Below are 21,322 nucleotides of genomic sequence, written 5' to 3'. Positions count from 1 at the left end.
CCGATTCTGGACAGGAGAATTATCCCGCCATTTGCTTTTCGCGTATCTCTGCCAGCGTTTTGCAGTCGATACACAGATCGGCAGTCGGACGAGCTTCCAGACGGCGGATGCCAATCTCGACGCCACAGGATTCACAGAATCCGAAATCCTCATCTTCGATTTTCACCAGGGTTTTGGCGATTTTCTTGATCAACTTGCGCTCACGGTCACGGTTACGCAGTTCGAGACTGAACTCTTCTTCCTGCGCTGCGCGATCCACGGGATCGGGAAAATTAGCGGCTTCATCGCGCATGTGCGATACAGTCCGGTCCACTTCATCCATGAGTTGGTTGCGCCATGCTTCAAGAATACGCTTGAAATGAGCCAGCTGAGCGTCGTTCATATACTCTTCGCCCGGCTTCTCTTGGTACGGCTCTACTCCGGCAATTGCGAGAATGCTCAGAGAAGATGTCTTACGATTTTGCCCTTCTTGCATGTTGCTTCTCCTACATAACACGACACGCATAATACCCTTTTATGCAGTGAAGTTGCGGCGTTGTTGGCCAGAACTTCAGCTATCTGGGTATATCGGCCCCCAAAGGGGGGAAAAAACAGGCCGCTATAAATAGCAGATGAAGATGGGGTTGGCAATGCTTCCTGACACCGGCCTGATAAAGTGTCACGAACAACCTGCATACATTAAATAATAAACAATGTGTTACGCCTTTGGTGGTACGTTCGGCGTGTTATGTAATGCTTGTGCTTCATCCCAACAACGGTAGCTTATTCGTCAATTTAATACCGTCAGGGCATAATGTGGAGCCGTAACATAAAATTTCAACCCCTGCCTGTTGCGCTTCGATAAATAATTCCGCATAGCGTGAGTCAATATGCCGAGCGGGAGAAACCTGCTGGATCCCTGAATGGAGAACGGCGAAAAAAAGAACCGCGCGTTTTCCATTGGAAACCATTTGTTGCAGCTCACGCAGATGCTTTTGCCCTCTGAGTGTAACCGCATCGGGAAAGTAACCACATTCATGTTGCAATAATGTGACGGATTTCACCTCAATATAGCAGTCAATCCTGTCCGGCGCCTGTAAAAGCAGGTCTATTCGGCTGTTTTCCGTACCGTATTTCACTTCTGTTTTTATGTCCGAATAGCCCGCCAGCTCTTCTATGCGATTTTCCAATAAGGCTTCGTACAATAATGTGTTGGCACGCAGAGTATTGACACAAATCCAGTGATTTTGTTGCGTTTCAGTCAGTTCCCAACTTTGTGGATACTTGCGTTTAGGGTTATCGGACGTTGAATACCAGACGGTATCACCGGGCGTAGCACAGCCCGTCATTGCACCCGTATTGGCACAGTGCAGCGTGAGCGTCTCGCCTTCCGGCGTTACGACATCGGCCAAAAAGCGTTTGTAACGTTTAATCAACCGGGCGGGCTGTAAACGTGGGGTATAGTCCATAAGTATCCTGTTCTAACCGTCTATTTAATAAATGACCAACTTTCCAGCTTTTGATAGCGGGTTTTACCGTTGTCGAAAAGTGACTGATAAAGGGAAAAGTGTGTCATGTCGGCCTGCCAACTGAACGTAGCGGGGGGAATCGCCACGGGACGAGTCGCGCCGCGCAATAACGTAATATGTGGGTGAAAAGGTAATGCTGTTTGATAGCAGCCGTTGCGCGCCGCCTGAGAGCGCAATAGTTCCGCGAGCTGTAGCAATCCACGCGGTGCACGGCGGCAGCCCAGCCAGACAACACCGGGCCGCGGCCAGTGTCCTGCGTCATTCAGCGTGAGGGTAAACGCGGGCTGACGAATGCGGCTTGCTAAGGTCTGTAAGACTTGCGCCTTTTGCTCACTCACATCGCCTAAAAAAGCCAGCGTCAGATGAAGGTTGGCCGCAGCCACTGGACGGCCTGCTTCCAGTGGGAAATGTTCGGCACGCCAGCGGATAATCTCTTGCTGTGTGGTTTCCGGCAGTGATAAGGCAAAAAACAGGCGGCGGGTGGCTGACATGGCGATCTCTCTGTTCTGATTCCATCCGATGCTACATTCATCCAGATGCTACAATGCTCGCCGCTGAAAGTTAACCTTATACGGAGATGTCTGTGATTTTACCGCCCGTTAGCGCCGTGTTGGATGATGTGATAACGGCGCTACATACCGCGCCTCAGGTGCTGCTCAATGCCCCAACGGGGGCGGGGAAATCAACCTGGCTACCGTTGCAATTGCTGCAACAGGGCAACGTGAATGGGCGCATCATCATGCTGGAGCCACGCCGTTTGGCGGCGAAGAGTGTTGCCTGGCGTTTGGCGCAACAGTTGGGTGAAGAGCTAGGTCAAACGATAGGTTATCGCATGCGGTCGGAAAGCCGCGTGAGTGCAGCAACGAAGCTGGAAGTCGTCACCGAAGGGATGTTGACCCGTTTACTGCAACAGGATGCGGAACTGCAAGGCGTAGGGCTGATCATCCTTGATGAATTTCATGAACGCAGCGTGCAGGCCGATTTGGCATTGGCGCTGCTGCTGGATGTGCAACAGGGGCTGCGTGACGATTTAACGCTGCTGATTATGTCTGCGACGCTCGACAATGCGCGGCTATCAGCGCTATTGCCGGAAGCCATCTGCGTGGTTTCCGAAGGTCGCAGCTATCCAGTAGAACGGTGTTATGCACCGCTAAATAGCCAGGATCGCTTTGAAGAAGGCGTTGCGCGACAGGTGCGACGTTTGCTCAATGAAGAGGCTGGTTCGCTGCTGTTGTTTTTGCCCGGTGTGGCTGAAATTCGCCGCGTGCAGGCACTGCTGGAAAATAGCGTGTCGAGCGAGACCGACCTTTGTCCTTTATATGGCGCACTGACGCTGGCGGAACAGCAAAAGGCCATTCTGCCTGCGGAGCGGGGCCGTCGCAAGGTGGTGTTAGCCACCAACATAGCTGAAACCAGTCTGACAATTGAAGGGATTCGACTGGTGATGGACAGCGGCCTTGAACGCGTAGCGAGCTTCGATGTGAAAAGCGGCGTAACTCGGCTGGTGACGCAACGAATCAGTCAGGCCTCAATGGTGCAGCGTGCGGGGCGTGCGGGGCGTTTAAGCCCCGGTATTTGCTGGCACTTGTGCTCTCGCGAACAGGCAGAACGTGCGGCGGCTCAAAGCGAAGCCGAGATACTGAATAGCGATTTAAGCAGCGTCTGGCTGGATTTATTACAGTGGGGCTGTACCGATGTGGCGCAGTTAACCTGGCTGGATACGCCCCCCGCCCCCGCGCTTTATGCCGCACGACAACTACTATGCCAGCTTGGTATTACCGATGACCAAGGTCGGTTGACCGCCGAGGGTCGGAAAATCGCAGCACTCGGCTGCGATGCCCGACTGGCGACGATGCTGTATGCCGCGTCACAGCAGAGTGCAGAGGCGTTGGCGACCGCTGGATGTCTGGCGGCGATACTCGAAGAGCCGCCGCGTAGCGGATCGATCAATCTGGCTGACTGGCTGCATCGTCCATTACCGCACTGGCTGCGGCGAGCGAAACAGCTGACGCGCCGTTTATCGACGGCTTCGGGACATATTGCTGATTTTGGTCATATTGATAGCGGCGAAGCCGATTGGCTGCTGGCACAGGCTTTCCCTGATCGTATCGCCCGGCGGCGCAGTCAGGATGGACGTTACCAGCTCGCTAACGGTAGCGGCGCGATGATGTCGGCTGATGAAGCGTTGTCAGGTAACGAGTGGCTGCTGGCACCCGCGCTATTACAAAACGATCGATTAATGCAAAACAAGCAGAGCGCAGATGCGCGAATCCTGCTGGCGTTGCCGCTGGATATTGAGCGGCTGGAACGGCGACTGCCTGGATTAATAAATGAGCGTAACGTGGTGCACTGGGACGAAGAAAAGGGTACTCTGCGCGCCAGCCAGCGCGACCAGATAGGTTGCCTGATTCTGCGGAGGCGCCCGTTGAACAAGCCTTCCGATGAGGTATTGCAGCAGGCGATGTTATCCTGGATTCGGGAGCAGGGGCTCAAGGCATTAAACTGGGACGCTGCAGCGTTACAGTTACGCGCTCGCCTACAGTGTGCTCACCAGTGGTTGAATGAGGTTGACTGGCCGCGAGTGGATGACGACACACTGCTGGCGACGCTGGATATCTGGTTACAGCCGTCGCTGTCCGGCGTGCGGGATTTACGTGCGCTGCACCAGATTAATTTGAGCGATGCGCTGCTGCGACGGTTGGACTGGTCGCTGCGCCAGCGGCTGGATAGCGCATTGCCTACGCATTATACGGCACCTGGCGGCAGTCGCTTGCCTATCGCTTATTATGACGATAAGCCACCGGTGCTGTCGGTACGGATGCAGGAGATGTTCGGCGAGCAGAAGAGTCCGCTTCTGGCGGAAGGCCGTGTGGCGCTGGTGTTGGAACTTTTATCGCCAGCACAGCGTCCACTACAGATTACGCGAGATTTAGCGGCGTTTTGGCAAGGCACGTACCGTGAGGTGCAAAAAGAGATGAAGGGGCGTTACCCCAAGCATATCTGGCCGGACGATCCGGCAAATACGGCTCCAACGAGACGTACCAAAAAATATCAGAATCACTAATTTCAGACGTTTCCGCTTTCCCAAAAAAGGAGCTGGAAACAGAGTAGGCGGCTTGAGCGCAGAGCAGATAGCCGTGAACAACCTGATGGAGAAGTTATTGTAATGTCTCAGGATGACCGCGAACCTATCGGACGTAAAGGGAAAGCGCCAAAACGTAAGCCTGAACGCAAACAGGCCATACGACGTCGCAGGGATGACGACTATGATGATGACTATGACGATTATCAGGACGACTATGACGACGATGATGATGACGGCGATGACACCATGACGCGGAAATCGCAGAGAAGACGGCGCTGGCTGGGGCTGGCGATCAAGCTGTTCCTGATCTTTGCTGTGGCGATGGCGATCTATGGCGTCTATCTCGACAGCCAGATCCGCAGCCGTATCGAAGGTAAAGTCTGGCAGTTGCCTGCCGCCGTCTATGGCCGCATGGTCAACCTCGAGCCTGGCATGGCCTATAGCCAGAAAGAGATGATTAGCCTGTTGGAAGGTATGCAATACCGTCAGGTGAGCCGTATTACCCGTCCGGGTGAATTCAGCGTGCGTGGTAACAGCATCGATATGCTGCGCCGTCCGTTTGATTTCCCTGATGGGAAAGAAGGGCAAATTCAGGCGCGCCTGACCTTTGCCAACGATCGCCTGTCGCAGATCCAGAATCTGGACAATCAGCGTAACTTCGGCTTTTTCCGTCTCGATCCGAAACTGATCACCATGATGCAGTCGCCGAATGGCGAACAGCGTTTGTTCGTGCCACGTGCCGGTTTCCCCGATCTGTTAGTGGATACCTTAGTGGCGACCGAAGACCGCCATTTCTATGAACACGATGGCATCAGCCTGTACTCCATTGGTCGTGCGTTTTTAGCGAACATTACGGCGGGACGTGCAGTACAGGGCGGCAGTACGCTGACGCAGCAGCTGGTGAAGAACCTATTCCTGACTAACGAACGTTCGCTGTGGCGTAAAGCCAACGAAGCCTATATGGCGCTGATCATGGATTATCGCTACAGCAAGGATCGTATCCTTGAACTGTATCTGAATGAGGTGTACCTCGGTCAGAGCGGTAACGATCAGATCCGTGGTTTCCCGCTTGCCAGCCTGTATTACTTTGGTCGTCCGGTGAATGAACTGAGTCTCGATCAGCAGGCGCTGCTGGTGGGGATGGTGAAAGGTGCATCGCTGTATAACCCGTGGCGTAACCCAGATATTACGTTAGAGCGACGCAATCTGGTGCTGCGCTTGTTGCAGAATCAACAGGTGATTGATGCCGATCTGTACAACATGCTGAGTGCGCGTCCGCTGGGCGTGCAGCCGAAAGGCGGCGTAATCAGCCCTCAACCGGCATTTATGCAGATGGTGCGTCAAGAACTGCAACAGCGGCTTGGCGACAAGGTTAACGATCTCTCCGGCGTGAAGGTCTTTACCACGCTCGATCCCGTCTCGCAGGATGCAGCGGAAAGAGCGGTGGAGGTCGGTATACCGGCACTGCGTGCAGGCCGTAACGTCAGCGATCTTGAAGCGGCAATGGTGATTGTCGATCGTTTCAGTGGCGAAGTCCGCGCGATGGTTGGCGGTGCTCAAACACAGTACGCTGGGTTTAACCGTGCGCTACAGGCGCGTCGTCCTGTCGGATCGCTGGCGAAGCCGCCGACCTACCTGACGGCGTTGAGCCAGCCGGATACCTATCGTCTGAATACTTTGCTGGCGGATGAGCCACTGTCGCTCAAGCAACCTAACGGACAAGTGTGGCAGCCGAAGAACTACGATCGTGAATTCCGTGGCCGCGTCATGTTAGTCGATGCGTTGGCAAACTCGCTGAACGTCCCGACCGTCAATCTGGGGATGGCCGTGGGGCTGGATCAGGTCACGGCAACGTTGAAGCGTTTAGGTATCCCCGAAAACGTGATTCAGACTGTACCGGCGATGCTGTTGGGGGCGATCAGTCTAACGCCGATGGAAGTGGCGCAGGAATACCAGACGATCGCCAGCGGCGGCAATCGTGCTCCACTTTCCTCACTGCGTTCGGTGATTGCGGAAGATGGCACTATGCTGTATCAGAGCTTCCCGCAGGCTGAACGAGCGGTTCCGGCACAGGCGGCCTATCTGACGCTATACGGTATGCAGCAGGTGGTCGAACGTGGTACGTCACGGTCACTGGCGGTGAAATTCCCGAATTATCATCTGGCAGCCAAAACCGGTACCACCAATGACCTGCGTGATAGCTGGTTTGCTGGGATTGATGGTAAAGAAGTGGCGATTAGCTGGGTAGGACGTGATAACAACGGCCCGGCTAAACTGACCGGGGCGAACGGTGCACTGACGATTTATCGCCGCTATCTGGAAAACCAAACGCCACTGCCGTTGATGCTGACGCCGCCGGAAGGCATAACGACCATGACGGTGGATGCTAGCGGCAACTTTGTCTGCAACGGCAGCAGCGCCGGACGCGTATTGCCAGTCTGGACGGATAACCCTCAGGCATTGTGTCAGGCTAGCCAGCCGCAGCCTTCAGCGCAGCAGGACCAGCAAAACGGTGAAGGTGTCGCTGGCTGGATCAAAGAAATGTTTGGTCAATAATCTCTCACAGCCCCCGGTTAATCCGGGGGGTGTCTTTTGTGACGGTTATTTGTGGGTGATTGCCATTTTTAGGCTCTGTCATTTTTAGATAACCGTCACACCCTTTCAGATGTCGTTTTTCTTGCTATACCATTCCAGCGTTGACAGGTAAAAGTCTTGCGATTGGCATTCCGTTGCGCCTATCATGCTGCCTTTATCGTAATCATTATCGTTCTCTTTTAGCTTGATCGTTATGGGTCTGGTTCGATAGTTACGGGAATAGCGATCGCCGCTAATACCCCTTTCCGTCCGTGACATTAAAAATCAAAAGCACTATGCAAAATCAAACTGTACTGCCTGATACCACCTTCAGACTGGATGACGTCAGCTTTTCCGTCGCCGGGCGCACGCTGCTACATCCGCTATCTATCACGTTTCCTGTGGGGAAAGTGTGTGGTCTGATTGGCCACAACGGCTCAGGAAAATCGACATTGCTGAAAATTCTGGGTCGTCATCAGCCTGCCAGCAGCGGTACCGCGCTGTTGGGAGAACAGTCGACAGGAAGCTGGGACAGCAAATTGTTCGCCCGTCAGGTTGCCTATTTACCGCAGCAGCTTCCTGCCGCCGAAGGGATGACCGTGCGCGAGCTAGTCGCCGTGGGGCGCTATCCGTGGCATGGTGCATTAGGCCGTTTCGGTAGCGCCGATCGGGAAAAGGTCGAAGAAGCCATCACGCTGGTGGGATTAAAGCCGTTTGCTAATCGTTTGGTGGATAGCCTGTCCGGCGGTGAACGGCAGCGAGCCTGGCTGGCGATGACCGTGGCGCAGGATAGCCGCTGCCTGTTGCTGGATGAACCGACTTCCGCGCTGGATATTGCGCATCAGGTTGAGGTTCTGGCGCTGATTCAGCGCATGAGCCACGAGCGTGGCATCACCGTGATTGCGGTGTTGCATGATATCAATATGGCTGCCCGCTACTGCGATCATCTGGTGGCATTGCGCGGCGGTAAAATGATTGCGCAGGGTGAGCCTGTTGCGCTGATGCAAGGGGACGTGCTGGAAAATATCTACGGCATTCCCATGGGCATTCTGCCTCATCCGGCTGGTGGCGCACCGGTCAGCTTCGTTTGTTAACTCGGTTTACCTGCTAATGATGCCTGAATTTTTTTCTTCCCCGCGTTCTCCCGATCCGCTACGACGTCGTTTACTGACGGCGCTACTGCTGTCACCGCTGGTTTATTCGGCGGCGAGCAGGGGAGGGACAAGCGCTTTTCCTGATCTAAACCGTATTGTGGCGCTGGAATGGTTGCCTGTTGAACTGCTTCTGGCGCTGGGCATCACGCCCTTCGCGATTGCCGATAAGCACAATTACAATCTGTGGGTAAAAGAGCCCGCGCTGCCAGACTCGGTGATTGATGTGGGACTGCGTACCGAGCCTAATCTTGAATTGCTGACGCAGATTCGCCCGTCCATGATTCTTTATTCTGAAGGTTACGGTCCTTCGGTCGCGAAAATGTCACGTATCTCTCCGTTGCTGGGCTTTGGCTTCAGCAGCGAACAGGGAAAACCGCTCACATCGGCACAGACCTCAGTGATGAAACTGGCTGATGCGCTAAATATGAAGGCGGCCGGAGAACGGCATCTGACGGAGTTGGCGCAGTTTCTCCAGCAGGAAAAGATCACGCTTCAGCCTTACACGGAGCGGCCGCTGTTGCTCATCACGCTGATCGATAGCCGTCATGTACTGATCATCGCCAAGAACAGTCTTTTTCAGGAAGTGATGGATCATGTCGGGATAGAGAATGCCTGGCAGGGTGAAACCAGCTTCTGGGGCAGTACGATTGTGGGCATTGAACGTCTGGTGGAAATCGGTGATGCCAATGTGCTCTGCTTCGAACATGGCGATAGCGCCATCAGCGCGCAGCTTGATAATAATCCGCTCTGGCAGGCCATGCCATTTGTGCGTCAACAGCGTTTACAGCGTGTGCCTGCCGTTTGGCTGTATGGTGGAACGCTCTCGGCGATGCGCTTTTGCCGCATATTGAATCAGGCATTGGAGGCGAGAAATCATGCCTAATTCTTTGTCTATCGCGCACAAGCGTGCCGTGCACCCGTTGGTACTTCCCATTGTTTTAATTGGTTTTCTGCTGTTCGTGATTCTGGGGATGGGTAGCTACAATTTGCAGCAGCAATTGCCTGTGTCACAGTGGTTTGAGGCGCTGACACAACCCGCCTTGAATAATATGCAGCAGCTTCTGTTCCACTACAGCCTGTTACCGCGCATGGCGCTGGCACCGCTGATTGGTGCAGGGCTGGGGTTGTGTGGCGTGCTGTTCCAGCAGGTCTTGCGTAATCCGCTGGCTGAGCCGTCAACGCTGGGGATCGCCACAGGCGCACAGCTAGGCATCACAGTGGTAACGCTGTGGGCGCTGCCCGGCGGCGAATGGATCCAGCAGGCCGCTGCGATGATCGGTGCGCTAGTGGTTGGCGCACTGGTGTTTGGCGTTGCCTGGGGCAAGCGATTATCACCAGTGACGCTGATACTTGCGGGGCTGGTGCTGAGTTTCTACTGTAGCGCGGTCAATCAACTGCTGGTGCTCTTCCATCATGAACAGCTTCAGGGGTTGTTCCTGTGGAGCAGCGGCGTGCTGAACCAGCAGGACTGGAGCAATGTGCAGTTTGTTCTCCCGCGCCTTTTGGTGTGTTTCTGTCTGGCGCTGCTTCTGATTCGTCCGTTAACGCTGTTGGGACTGGATGACGGCGTTGCGCGTAATCTGGGACTTGGGCTGTCGCTGGCGCGTCTGAGCGCGCTTGGCTTGGGTATTTTCCTGTGTGCGCAATTGGTGAACGCGGCGGGCATTATCGGTTTTATCGGCCTGTTTGCGCCGCTGCTGGCGAAAATGCTGGGTGCGCGGCGCTTATTCCACCGCCTCTTATTAGCACCGTTATTGGGGGCGCTGCTGCTAGGCGTCACCGATCAGGGGGTTATCTGGCTGAGTCGGGTGTGGCTTGACGTACCAACGGGCGCGGCGACGGCGTTGATTGGCGCGCCGCTGCTACTCTGGCTGCTGCCGCGCCTGCGTAATAGCGGTCAACACGCGCTGGTCGACAGTAATAGCACGCCGACGCTCGAACGTAGCCTGTGGGGAAGGTGGCTGGTGCTCGGCATCATGCTGCTGGGAATGGTCGTTCTCATGGCACTGATGTTGGGAAAAGATGCGGAAGGCTGGCAGTGGGGCGGTGGTGATGTATTAGCGCAATTGCTTTCATGGCGCTGGCCTCGGGTTCTGGCGGCGCTAACTGCTGGGGTGATACTGGCGGTGGCGGGAACGCTAATCCAAAAATTGACGGGTAACCCGATGGGAAGCCCGGAGGTTCTGGGGATTAGCTCTGGCGCATCGTTTGGCGTCATTATTTTGCTGTTCTTCATTCCCGGCAATGCTTTTGTATGGTTGCTTCCAGCCGGTAGCGCGGGCGCGGCATTGACGTTGTTGGTCATGGTGATTATCGCCGGACGAGGCGGTTTCTCCACGCAGCGCATGCTGCTGGCGGGGATCGCGCTGAGTATGGCGTTTTCCACGGTGATCGCGCTGCTGTTAGCCAGTGGCGATCCACGTATGAGCACGGTGCTGACCTGGCTGTCGGGATCAACCTATGCGGTCGAACCTGTAGACGCGATACGTACGGCGGCGATCGCCGTTCTGTTGCTGTTGATCGTCCCGTTCTGTCAGCGTTGGCTGCGTATTCTGCCGCTTGGTACGACAACCGCCAGATCGCTTGGTGTGGCCGTCACGCCGGTTCGCCTGCTGGTTTTGCTGCTGGCCTCGGTGCTGACCGCAATGGCAACTATGATGGTTGGGCCGATGAGTTTTGTGGGTCTCATGGCACCACATATGGCGCGGATGCTGGGCTTTAGTCGTGTGTTGCCACAAATCGCCAGCTCTGCGTTGATTGGTGGAGCACTGATGGTAATTGCGGATTGGTTTGGTCGAATGATCCTCTTTCCGGCGCAGATTCCGGCAGGGTTGCTCGCGACGTTTATCGGTGCGCCTTACTTTGTTTATCTGTTGCGCAAGCAGGTGAAATAACGCGAGCGTCGGCGGGAAGCTCGCCGACGCCGTGTGATTAGCCGGAGACGTTGATGGCTTCGACCAGCATCCAGAACGTGGTGAGCACCAGAGAAAGCGCCATGATGCCGTTGAAGGCTTTCAGTTTCCACGGCTCCTGAAGATGTTTGCCGATGCGATCGCCGAGTAGCGCCCAGACTAAAATGCAGGGCAGATTGAGCGCCATAAAGGCGATCATAATGGTGAAAATGCCGTTGCTGGCGGTATAAAGCAGCGCGATGTTGCTGGACATCAGCCAGGCTTTCGGGTTCACCGCCTGAAATAATGTTCCTTGCAGTACAGTCATCGGCTGTACTCGCCCTTGTAATTCTGGTGCCGACGATCGCACGATTTTCCACGATAGCCACAGTAGATAGGCGCATCCCAACACGGTAAGAGGGAGGCGGATCATGCTCATCCAACTCAGCAAAAGCTCCAATGCCACGCCCATCAGCGCCGTTTGGAGCGCACAGCCAATTAAAATACCCATCAGCATCGGTAGCGTACGACGCAGGCCAAAATTGACGCCTGACGTCGCCAGCAGCAGATTATTCGGTCCCGGTGTGATCGACATGACGGTGACGTAGCTGAAAAAAGAAGGATCGAGCATGGTGTTATCCTGATGATGGGGAAGAACACTATAGTAGGCAGAAAAAATAAATGGTTACAGATACACAAAATGATTATTGTAATGGGTACAAAATGCATTAATCGTTAACTGTACTCATTGGCTGGCGGGGGAACTGTGTCCATCATCGACTCACAAGAAAGTACGCTCTATCAACAGCTCGCGGAAACCTTCGCAACGGCCATTCATCAAGGGACGTTAGCGCCGGGAAGCCGCTTGCCGTCGATTCGCCGTGTCGCCGGATCGCATCAGGTGAGTGTGAATACGGTGCTGAATGCCTGGCGTATTCTCGAAGATCGCGGTTTGATCGAAGCACGACCGCAGTCCGGCTATTTTGTCCGGGGGCGTCTGCCGTCGCTAACGGAAAGCAAGCCTCACCGTGCGCAGGTGATTGTGCCGGGCAGTGAAAAACTGGATCTGATTGATACCGTATTTGCTGCCCAGACTCACCCCGACTACACCAACATATCTCTGGCGTGCCCGCAGCATACCGATTTCTATCCTACCGAAAAGATCAGCCGTATTGCCGCGTCCTTGCTGCGGCGACAGCCTGAACTGATTGGTCGCTATGCGCTGCCGCCGGGCAGTGAACGGCTGCGGCGCGAAGTGGCGCGGCGAGCAATGGATTTGGGTATGACATTGACCCGCGAGGACATCACGATCACTCACGGCTGCATGGAAGCGCTGCAGCTGGCGCTACGCACGGTTACGCAGCCGGGCGACTGTGTGGGGTTGGAAACGCCAACCTATTTTTATCTCTTCCCTCTGCTAGCCAGTCTGGGCTTGAAAACGGTGGAGATTCCTACCGATCCGCAGCGTGGTCTCTCGCTGGATGCGCTGGAACTGCTGCTATCAGAAAATCGGTTACAGGCGATTATCGCCATGCCAAACGCACAGAATCCGTTAGGGTGTAGCATGACGCTGGCGGATAAAAAGCGGCTGGCAAAGCTGGTGAACGACTATCAGGTGCCGCTTATTGAGGATGGGCTATACAGCGAGCTTCAGTTTACCTGGCCGCTGTCGCCTACTGTCAAAGCCTTCGACCGCGAGGGGTGGGTCATTTACTGCTCTAGCTTCACGAAAACGCTGGCACCTGATTTTCGTATTGGCTGGATGGCGTCGGGGCGTTTTCGGGCACAGGTGGCACGGCTGAAAGCAGTATCGTCAATGGCGGAATCGGCGCTGCTATCGGAAACGCTGGCGCAGTTTCTGGAGTCCGGCGGTTACGATCACCATCTGCGCACGCTGCGTCGCCGCTATGCCGCGCAGATGGATGAGGCGCGTGGGCTGATTGCCCGACATTTTCCACAGGGTACACGTGCGACGCAGCCGCAGGGCGGGTTCGTCTTCTGGCTGGAATTACCGGGCGGTGTAGATGGGGTTGAGTTATTCCATCGTCTGCTGCAAGAGAAAATTTGCGTCACGCCCGGCGAACTCTACACGCTGAGCGGCCGCTGTAAGCACGCGCTTCGTCTGTCTTGCTGCTACCCGTTTGATGAACGCTACACGTATGCGCTTAAGCGCGCGGGTGCACTGGCGTGTGAAATGAGCGGTATCGGGCCGGGGAATGAAGGCTAACTGTAGGGTCTACTGAATCTGGTTTATGTGCAGACGACGGCGTCAGTGAGTGACGCCGTCGTATAGTAAATTCGCGTTTACAGACGCGAGAAGCAGATCTGTGCGGCTTCGATGGTGCGTTCAATGTCTTGTGGCGTATGCGCCAGCGACATGAAGCCTGCTTCAAAAGCAGACGGTGCGAGATAAATCCCTTCTTCCAGCATCATGTGGAAGAAACGCTTAAAGCGCTCGACGTCGCACTTCATCACATCCTGATAGCAGGTGACGCTCTCGGCATCGGTAAAGAACAGGCCGAACATGCCGCCCGCCTGATTAACCACTAGCGGAATGTTTTCGGCTTTCGCGGCAGCCAGCAGGCCATCGGCCAACTGATTGGTCAACGCGGTGAGTTTTTCATGTACGCCGGGTTTCGCCACTTCAGTCAAACAGGCAAAGCCTGCGGCCATGGCGATGGGGTTGCCAGACAGCGTTCCCGCCTGATAAACCGGTCCGGTCGGTGCCAGCGCTTGCATAACTTCACGCTTACCGCCGAATGCGCCGACTGGCATGCCGCCGCCGATGATTTTCCCCAGACAGGTTAGATCCGGTACTACGCCGTAGTGTGACTGTGCTCCTGCTAGCGCGACACGAAAGCCGGTCATGACTTCATCGATGATGAACAGAGCGCCAAACTCGTCACACAGGGCACGCAGGCCGGGCAGGAAATCTGGCAGCGGTGGAACGCAGTTCATGTTGCCCGCGACGGGTTCGACGATAATCGCGGCGATCTCGTCAGGGTATTGTTCAAACGTGGTGCGTACTGATGACAGATCGTTATAGACGCAGGTCAGTGTATGGCGAGCGAAATCGGCCGGAACGCCGGGAGAGTTAGGCTGGCCCAACGTTAGCGCACCGGAGCCGGCTTTTACCAGCAGACAGTCGGCGTGACCATGATAGCAGCCTTCAAATTTGATGATTTTATCGCGGCCCGTATAGCCACGCGCCAGACGGATCGCGCTCATGGTGGCTTCTGTACCGGAGTTGACCATCCGCACCATATCCATGCTAGGCACCAGCGAGGTGACCAGACGCGCCATCTGCACTTCCATTTCGGTGGGCGCGCCAAAACTCAGACCGCGTTCTGCGGCAGCAATGACTGCATCACGAATCGCTGGGTGATTGTGACCCAGTACCATCGGACCCCACGATCCCACGTAATCAATGTACGCCTGTTCGTCGACGTCGTAGAGATAGGCTCCGTCTGCCCGTTCGATGAACAACGGCGTGCCGCCGACGCCGTTAAAGGCGCGGACAGGTGAATTCACCCCGCCGGGAATAAGTTGCTGTGCCGCAGCATACAGGCTTTCAGATTTGTTCATTACGCGGTCCTGACTGGTCTTGATCGTAAAATGTAGGGGTATTCTAATGAACTGACCGCCGTTATGAAATCGCTGTGCAGGTTTTCACTTGAAAACTTACGCCATCATACCCACTGAGAGTACTGGCTGGGGGGAATATGAAGCGGCATAATGCGGCGATTATTTAGGGTATGGCTGTCAAATCTTGAACGTTTTCTAATCCTGCCGGATAATAAGCGTATGAATATGGGTCTATCACCTGATAAGCCCTGAGTTGGGAGTAAAAATATGAGCGACGATATAGCAGCACTGCCTCTGCAATTTACCGATGCGGCGGCAAGCAAGGTGAAAAACCTGATTGCTGATGAAGAGAACCCAGAGCTGAAACTGCGCGTGTATATTACGGGCGGCGGCTGTAGCGGTTTCCAGTATGGTTTTACCTTTGACGATCAAATCAACGACGGCGACATGACCATTGAGAAACAAGGCGTGGCGTTGGTGGTTGATCCGATGAGCTTGCAATATCTGGTTGGCGGTGCGGTAGATTATACCGAAGGGCTGGAAGGTTCCCGCTTCATCGTGACGAATCCGAATGCGAAATCTACCTGCGGCTGCGGTTCCTCTTTCAGCGTCTGATCTCGTATTGCGGTTATTCACCGACTAAAAAATAAAAACCGTGTCTTATTACCAAGACACGGTTTTTTTATATGCCCGTCATACTTCAAGCTGCTTGTGCGTTGGCTGCCCTTACTCACCCCAGTCACTTACCTGTGTAAGCTCCTGGGGATTCGCTCGGTTGCCGCCTTCATGCAACTCGAATTATTTAGGGCATAGTAACAAGCAACCTGTCATAAGAAGCGTTAATTAGAATAATGCGCCTTGTGTTTTACTGTGGTTACCATTCGACCGTAATCAAACGTGTTTCCATACCTTGCGTCGTTTTTGTCGCGGAGGATGAAAATTTTGCCTGATCGACCTGAATACGTGACTCAGTAATTTTAGGTTGAGGTACAGAGGCTACGTTACAGTTCATTTGATATTGACCGGATTGCGGCGTTACGCCACACGACGGTAATATCGTCAGTTGAGCGTTAATTTGCCCACCCTGACTCCCTGCATATGCCGTGCTACAGGCCGCCATTAGCAAGCCCGCATAAAGCAACGCATTTTTCATGTTTAAAGCTACCTGGTGTTAAAGGAACCGATACCGGTTCAAAATTTTCTAATTTCATTTATTACGAGTGGTAATCAACATCTTTATTGATGTCTATGATTCCATCGTTATGTTCAGATTATCGGCAAATTATGGCGAAATAAAAGTCTGCTAGTGTTACAACTTGTATACTAATAAAGCTATTGTTATCGAAATGGTTCTGTGGTGTTAATTAACAATCATTTTGCTGATGAAGGCGCGAGTTTTAATTCTGCTAATTGAGAACAAATTTGCTGTGCTGCCAAGAGCAAACGGGGGCCGCTGCGGCTAAACCAGTCCTCATTGACGGTAATAACCGGAACCGTTAATTGCGGCTGCCAAAACGCCTGCGTATTGGCAATTTTATCTGACGCACCGCCAATAATAATGGCCTGCGGCTGTCGTCTTAACACCTGTTCACGGCTTACCTGTGGCCAGGGCACAGTGCTGTCACTAAAGATATTTTCTGCGCCGCACAGTGAAACGATCTGGCTCTGTAGCGTCGCTTTTGAAGAGGTAAACAGAGGCTGAGTGCCGAATTGAATGAATACCCGCAATGGCGCTGTATGTGCCGCCTTATGCTTCTCATCCGCGTGCTGTAGTTCGCCTATTTGTTGCTGAAAATCTGTCGCGGCCCGTTCGGCTTGCTCAGGATGGCGGCTATATGTCGCCAACTGTCGCAATGACGCTGGAATATCGTCTAATGTTTTTGCATCCAGATAGACGATGGGAATCGAGAAATTAGCGAGCTGTTCCAGCGGTCGCTGCGGGTTACCCTCGCGCCAGGCCAGAATAAGATCGGGCTTGAGGGCGAGGATCCGCTCAAGGTTGATTCCCTGCCAGGAGGCAACCTGTTCCAGCTTTTTCGCTTCCGGCGGGTAATCTGACCAGGCGCTAACCGCAATCAGCTGTTCGCCCATGCCAGCAGCATAGGCCATTTCCGTCGCGTGTGGTGCGAGACTGATAACACGCTGCGGAATGGCATAAGCGGCGGTGCAGAGCAGCAGCCCGGTCAGCCAGCAGAGGAACCTGAAGGTCATCGATTAGCGGGCAGCCAGCTTGGCCAGAATGGCTTCTACCATCCGCGTTGATTGCTGTGCAGCAACGCTTAGGAACTCATCAAAACTCAGGTGTGAGGCTTTATCGGCCACATCAGAAATCGCGCGCACGACTACAAACGGTGTGCCAAATTGATGGCAGACATGTGCGATCGCGGTGGCTTCCATTTCCACGGCAATTGCTTTCGGGAAGGTGGTGCGGATGCGTGCTAACGGCTCTGCGCCGTTAATGAAGGCGTCACCGCTAACAACCAGTCCGCGCACGGCGTTCAGTTGTAAATCGTCAATGGCATCCTGCGCCAGCGCGATGAGCTTTTCATCGGCAGGGAAAGCGGCAGGGCAGCCCGCCATCTGGCCGGGTTCATAGCCAAAGGCTGTGACGTCGGCATCGTGGTAGCGTACTTCATCAGAAATCACGATATCACCGACGTTCAATGTGGATGCCAGTCCGCCCGCGGAACCCGTATTAATCACTACGTCCGGCTTACTATGTTCCAGCAGCAGCGTGGTACCCAGTGCGGCGGAGACTTTACCGATACCGGATTTCAGCAGAGCGACTTCTACGCCGTTGATTTGTCCGGTGTAGATTTCGCAACCTGCACGCTGAAAGGTCTGACGGTTTTCAATCCGATCGCGTAGCAGCGTTACTTCTTGTTCCATCGCGCCGATAATACCGACTTTCATAAGGTTCCCCGTAAATTCTGTTATAAATGGAAGATGTATACCTAATGCTGGTCACTGAAGTTCCATTTTAGCGGAAACACAGGGATGCCTCTCCCAGTGGTCGCACCGTGCGTGTCGATCGTTAAATGACCAGTATTAGGTGTATATCGCGGGAGCTAGTCTATCATGGCTAGCGGGATGAGATGGAGTGTGCATTATTGTGCTGTAGCGGGATGACAGGGAGAACCGTATGTCTGATATCGATTTCGCCAAAAAAATGAGCTTTCAGCGGCATTTTAGCCGACCTAAAACGGCCGAGAGTGAATATGCGATTGTGCGTCAGTTTGAGAGCGATCGCGGTCGTATCATTAACTCCGCCGCCATTCGTCGCTTACAGCAAAAAACCCAGGTCTTTCCGCTGGAACGTAATGCAGCTGTCCGTTCCCGCCTGACCCATTCGATGGAAGTTCAGCAGGTTGGCCGCTACATCGCAAAAGAGATTTTGCACCGCCTGCAAGCCGATGAGCGATTGGCATCGCTCGGGCTGGCCGACAGAGAAACGCCGTTTGAAAGTCTGGTTGAAATGGCTTGCCTGATGCACGACATCGGCAATCCGCCGTTTGGCCATTTTGGCGAATCCGCGATTAATCAATGGTTCAGGAAATTGCTGGATAGCCATTATCTGGACAATGAATCTCCGGAACGCGTCGATGATTGTAAAGTCCCTACGCTGCGGATGCAGCAGGATGGGCTGGACGATCTACGCGGGCAGATCCGACAGGATCTGAGTCATTTTGAAGGCAATGCGCAGGCGATCCGACTGGTGCATACGTTGCTGAAGCTTAATCTGACCTACGGTCAGGTGGCCTGTATCCTGAAATATACCCGCCCCGCGTATTGGCACGGCGAGCTTCCGGCAGATTACAACTATTTGATGAAGAAGCCAGGCTATTATCTGTCAGAGGAAGCGTTTGTCGCCAAGCTGCGTGAAGAACTGGATATGGGCGAATTTCATCGCCACCCTCTGAGCTACATTATGGAAGCGGCCGATGATGTCTCGTACTGTATCGCGGATTTAGAAGATGCCGTTGAGAAAGATATCCTTACAATCGAAGAACTTTACGATCGTCTGCGTGAAAATTGGGGCACAGGCGCAGAGAAAGACATCTTCGCCAAAACGATCGAACGTGCCTACAAAGAGCGTGAGCGCTTTCAATGGCGCAGCCACGATGACCAGTTCTTCATGAATCTCCGTGTTTATACCGTGGGGCAGATGGTGCCACATGCCGCGCTGCGTTTTATCGACAACCTGCCGGAAATCTATACCGGATCGTTCAATCAGGCGTTGCTTGAGGACGACAGCCCGCAGAATCGCCTGTTAGGCATTTTCAAGCATGTCGCCTTAAAGCACGTTTTTAATCACCATGAAGTTGAGCAACTGGAGCTACAGGGCGACCGTGTGATTCGCGGCCTGCTGGATATTTATAGCCCGCTGCTCGACATGCCTTATCAGGATTTCAGCCAGCTTGTCAGCGCTGATACGCATAAGCGTTATCCGATTGAAACGCGGCTTTATCACAAGTTATCCAGCAAGCATTGCCTGGCCTATCGTGAAGCGGTCACTGAGTTGGACGGCGTCGCTGAACCCGAGCGCATCATCCGTGAATATTATTATCGGGCGCGTCTGATTCAGGATTACATCAGCGGTATGACAGATTTGTACGCCTACGATGAATACCGCATGCTGATGGCGGCGGATTAGCGATGAACAGGCTGCAACGGAAATCGCGAGTTTTGTAAAGCCGTTCAATATTTCCTTACGCTTCACGCTCTTCCCCTCGGGAACATTGTTGGTTCATATTTATCTCATACAGCACGACCACTGAGTGTACCCGGTGTCGGGTACACGGGCCGTAAGACTCGCGTGTTGATTACTATGAGACATACTCCTATGAAAAGAAAATCACTGGTTCTGAGTGCGCTGGCGTTAAGTCTGGCGATGGCGATGGGCTCCACTACGGCAAATGCGGCTGAGTCAGCGGCATCTGCTGCGTCATCAGGTCAATTACCTAGTCTGGCCCCTATGCTGGAAAATGTTATGCCTTCCGTGGTGAGCATCTATGTGGAAGGGCATACCACCAATGCGGGTAAAGAAAGCAATGCAGGCAAAGAAGGTATACCGCCGCAGCTTCAGCCGTTTTTTGGTGAAAACTCGCCGTTCTGCCAAGAGGGATCGCCGTTCCAGTCGTCGCCGATGTGTCAGGGCGATAGTGACGACGATGACAGCGGCCAACCGCAACCAAAACAGGAAAACTTCCAGGCGCTGGGCGCGGGCGTAGTGATTAATGCGGAAAAAGGCTACGTGGTGACCAATAGTCACGTGGTGGATAACGCCGATAAAATTCAGATTCGACTCAGTGATGGCCGCAAGTATGACGGTAAAGTGCTAGGCAAAGACCCGCGTTCAGATATCGCGCTGGTGCAGTTGAAGGACTTTAAAAATCTGACGGCCATTAAGGTTGCGGATTCCGACCAACTGCGGGTCGGTGATTACACCGTAGCGATTGGTAACCCATATGGCCTGGGGGAAACCGCGACATCGGGCATTGTGTCCGCGCTGGGACGCAGCGGCTTGAATATTGAAAACTACGAGAACTTTATTCAGACCGATGCGGCGATTAATCGGGGTAATTCCGGCGGGGCGCTGGTGAACCTGAATGGGGAATTGATTGGGCTGAATACCGCGATTCTTGCGCCAGACGGCGGCAATATCGGGATCGGTTTCGCTATCCCCAGCAATATGGTGAAAAGTGTCGTCGCACAGATTATCGAATTTGGCGAAGTGAAGCGTGGCGAACTGGGCATCACGGGTACGGAGTTGAATTCCGAACTGGCGCAGGCGATGAAGGTTGATGCACAGCGCGGCGCGTTTGTGAGTCAGGTGCGGCCGAAATCGGCGGCAGATGCGGCGGGTATCAAAGCGGGCGATGTGATCGTCACGCTGAATGGCAAAGCGGTTAGCAGTTTCTCCGCGCTGCGTGCGCAGGTCGGTTCGCTGCCGGTGGGCAGCAAAGTCGCACTGGGGCTGCTGCGTGATGGCAAACCGCTGACGGTTGATGTGACGCTGCAACAGAGCAATCAGGCTCAGGTGGCTTCCGGTAATCTCTACTCCGGCATTGAAGGTGCTGAACTGAGTAATACTCAGATTGACGATAAAAAAGGCGTTAAGGTGGATAACGTTAAACCCGGTTCCGCGGCGGCTAAAGTGGGGCTGAAGAAGGACGACATTATTCTCGGCGTTAACCAACAGGTGGTTCAGAATATCGGCGAATTGCGTAAAATTCTGGACAGCAAACCGGCAGTCTTGGCGTTGAACGTTCGTCGAGGTGACAGCACGATTTATCTGCTGGCTCAGTAATCGAAATGTTCAGCGTGTAAGTTAATAATTACCTTTTAAGACAAACTATTACGTTGATTTTCTGGCCGGGTACTCAGGTGCCCGGCTATTTCTCGCTTCTCCATGAAAGTGCTTTTGTGAGTTCTTCCACAGATTTAACCTAATTCCCATTTCTTTGTTAATTTGCACAATGTGTGGCGCGCCATGTGGCGGTATGCTGGTGCAATTGTCAATGT

The 21,322-nt window shown here is 53.9% G+C and carries 17 protein-coding genes; 9 read left to right on the top strand and 8 right to left on the bottom strand.

Features of this window, described 5'->3' with window-relative positions; all coding sequences use genetic code 11:
- Nucleotides 1–19: 19 nt before the first annotated feature.
- The 3 genes from dksA to thpR form a co-directional block, all read right to left on the bottom strand.
- Nucleotides 20–475 carry an RNA polymerase-binding protein DksA gene (gene dksA / locus GZ59_RS16095; RefSeq protein WP_005969032.1) on the bottom strand — a complete coding sequence of 152 codons (456 nt, stop codon included), beginning with the start codon at nucleotides 473–475 and terminating at the stop codon, nucleotides 20–22.
- A 268-nt stretch (nucleotides 476–743) separates the two neighbouring features.
- Nucleotides 744–1,448: a DNA/RNA nuclease SfsA gene (sfsA, locus tag GZ59_RS16090; protein ID WP_011094832.1), complete on the bottom strand. Its 705-nt coding sequence runs from the start codon at nucleotides 1,446–1,448 to the stop codon at nucleotides 744–746.
- Between the two features lie 20 nt (nucleotides 1,449–1,468).
- A complete protein-coding gene (gene thpR / locus GZ59_RS16085; RefSeq protein ID WP_039293172.1) occupies nucleotides 1,469–1,999 on the bottom strand; it encodes an RNA 2',3'-cyclic phosphodiesterase in 531 nt (176 codons plus the stop codon).
- Between the two features lie 92 nt (nucleotides 2,000–2,091).
- Here thpR and hrpB point away from each other — a divergent pair, with 92 nt between their 5' ends.
- The 5 genes from hrpB (at nucleotide 2,092) to fhuB (ending at nucleotide 11,215) form a co-directional block, all read left to right on the top strand.
- On the top strand, nucleotides 2,092–4,572 hold the full coding sequence (hrpB, locus tag GZ59_RS16080; protein WP_039295166.1) for an ATP-dependent helicase HrpB: 2,481 nt from the start codon (nucleotides 2,092–2,094) through the stop codon (nucleotides 4,570–4,572).
- Nucleotides 4,573–4,674: 102 nt separating this feature from the next.
- Nucleotides 4,675–7,149 (top strand): bifunctional glycosyl transferase/transpeptidase, encoded by a 2,475-nt coding sequence (mrcB, locus tag GZ59_RS16075; RefSeq protein ID WP_039293169.1) that lies wholly within the window; start codon nucleotides 4,675–4,677, stop codon nucleotides 7,147–7,149.
- Between the two features lie 314 nt (nucleotides 7,150–7,463).
- Nucleotides 7,464–8,261, top strand: a complete 798-nt coding sequence (gene fhuC / locus GZ59_RS16070; RefSeq protein ID WP_011094828.1) for a Fe3+-hydroxamate ABC transporter ATP-binding protein FhuC — start codon at nucleotides 7,464–7,466, stop codon at nucleotides 8,259–8,261.
- Nucleotides 8,262–8,277: 16 nt separating this feature from the next.
- Nucleotides 8,278–9,204, top strand: coding sequence for a Fe(3+)-hydroxamate ABC transporter substrate-binding protein FhuD (gene fhuD, locus GZ59_RS16065; protein ID WP_039293166.1), 927 nt, complete (start codon nucleotides 8,278–8,280; stop codon nucleotides 9,202–9,204).
- A complete protein-coding gene (gene fhuB / locus GZ59_RS16060) occupies nucleotides 9,197–11,215 on the top strand; it encodes a Fe(3+)-hydroxamate ABC transporter permease FhuB (RefSeq protein WP_039293164.1) in 2,019 nt (672 codons plus the stop codon). Before fhuD ends, fhuB begins: the two co-directional genes overlap by 8 nt.
- A gap of 37 nt (nucleotides 11,216–11,252) precedes the next feature.
- On the opposite strand, the gene GZ59_RS16055 is transcribed toward fhuB, so the two are convergent.
- Complete coding sequence (locus GZ59_RS16055; RefSeq protein ID WP_011094825.1) at nucleotides 11,253–11,843, bottom strand: LysE family translocator; 591 nt, start codon at nucleotides 11,841–11,843, stop codon at nucleotides 11,253–11,255.
- Between the two features lie 135 nt (nucleotides 11,844–11,978).
- On the opposite strand from GZ59_RS16055, the gene GZ59_RS16050 reads away from it, so the two are divergent.
- Nucleotides 11,979–13,439 (top strand): aminotransferase-like domain-containing protein, encoded by a 1,461-nt coding sequence (locus tag GZ59_RS16050; protein WP_011094824.1) that lies wholly within the window; start codon nucleotides 11,979–11,981, stop codon nucleotides 13,437–13,439.
- 77 nt (nucleotides 13,440–13,516) lie between these two features.
- Here the strand turns inward: GZ59_RS16050 and hemL are convergent, their stop codons facing one another.
- Nucleotides 13,517–14,797 carry a glutamate-1-semialdehyde 2,1-aminomutase gene (hemL, locus tag GZ59_RS16045; RefSeq protein WP_039293159.1) on the bottom strand — a complete coding sequence of 427 codons (1,281 nt, stop codon included), beginning with the start codon at nucleotides 14,795–14,797 and terminating at the stop codon, nucleotides 13,517–13,519.
- 267 nt (nucleotides 14,798–15,064) lie between these two features.
- Between hemL and erpA the strand changes: the two genes are divergently transcribed.
- On the top strand, nucleotides 15,065–15,412 hold the full coding sequence (erpA, locus tag GZ59_RS16040) for an iron-sulfur cluster insertion protein ErpA (protein WP_005969047.1): 348 nt from the start codon (nucleotides 15,065–15,067) through the stop codon (nucleotides 15,410–15,412).
- Between the two features lie 259 nt (nucleotides 15,413–15,671).
- On the opposite strand, the gene GZ59_RS16035 is transcribed toward erpA, so the two are convergent.
- The 3 genes from GZ59_RS16035 to mtnN all read right to left on the bottom strand — a co-directional run bounded on the left by GZ59_RS16035 (nucleotide 15,672) and on the right by mtnN (nucleotide 17,710).
- A complete protein-coding gene (locus GZ59_RS16035) occupies nucleotides 15,672–15,950 on the bottom strand; it encodes a hypothetical protein (RefSeq protein WP_011094822.1) in 279 nt (92 codons plus the stop codon).
- A gap of 218 nt (nucleotides 15,951–16,168) precedes the next feature.
- Nucleotides 16,169–17,008 carry a vitamin B12 ABC transporter substrate-binding protein BtuF gene (gene btuF, locus GZ59_RS16030; RefSeq protein ID WP_011094821.1) on the bottom strand — a complete coding sequence of 280 codons (840 nt, stop codon included), beginning with the start codon at nucleotides 17,006–17,008 and terminating at the stop codon, nucleotides 16,169–16,171.
- A 3-nt stretch (nucleotides 17,009–17,011) separates the two neighbouring features.
- Nucleotides 17,012–17,710, bottom strand: coding sequence for a 5'-methylthioadenosine/S-adenosylhomocysteine nucleosidase (mtnN, locus tag GZ59_RS16025; RefSeq protein WP_039293156.1), 699 nt, complete (start codon nucleotides 17,708–17,710; stop codon nucleotides 17,012–17,014).
- A gap of 229 nt (nucleotides 17,711–17,939) precedes the next feature.
- On the opposite strand from mtnN, the gene dgt reads away from it, so the two are divergent.
- Both dgt and degP read left to right on the top strand, forming a co-directional pair.
- On the top strand, nucleotides 17,940–19,451 hold the full coding sequence (dgt, locus tag GZ59_RS16020; RefSeq protein WP_011094819.1) for a dGTPase: 1,512 nt from the start codon (nucleotides 17,940–17,942) through the stop codon (nucleotides 19,449–19,451).
- A gap of 189 nt (nucleotides 19,452–19,640) precedes the next feature.
- Nucleotides 19,641–21,107 (top strand): serine endoprotease DegP, encoded by a 1,467-nt coding sequence (gene degP / locus GZ59_RS16015; protein WP_011094818.1) that lies wholly within the window; start codon nucleotides 19,641–19,643, stop codon nucleotides 21,105–21,107.
- The last annotated feature ends 215 nt before the right edge of the window (nucleotides 21,108–21,322 follow it).

The sequence above is a fragment of the Pectobacterium atrosepticum genome (assembly GCF_000740965.1).
Classification (GTDB): Bacteria; Pseudomonadota; Gammaproteobacteria; order Enterobacterales; family Enterobacteriaceae; genus Pectobacterium; species Pectobacterium atrosepticum.
This window is presented reverse-complemented; position numbering and strand designations above follow the sequence as displayed.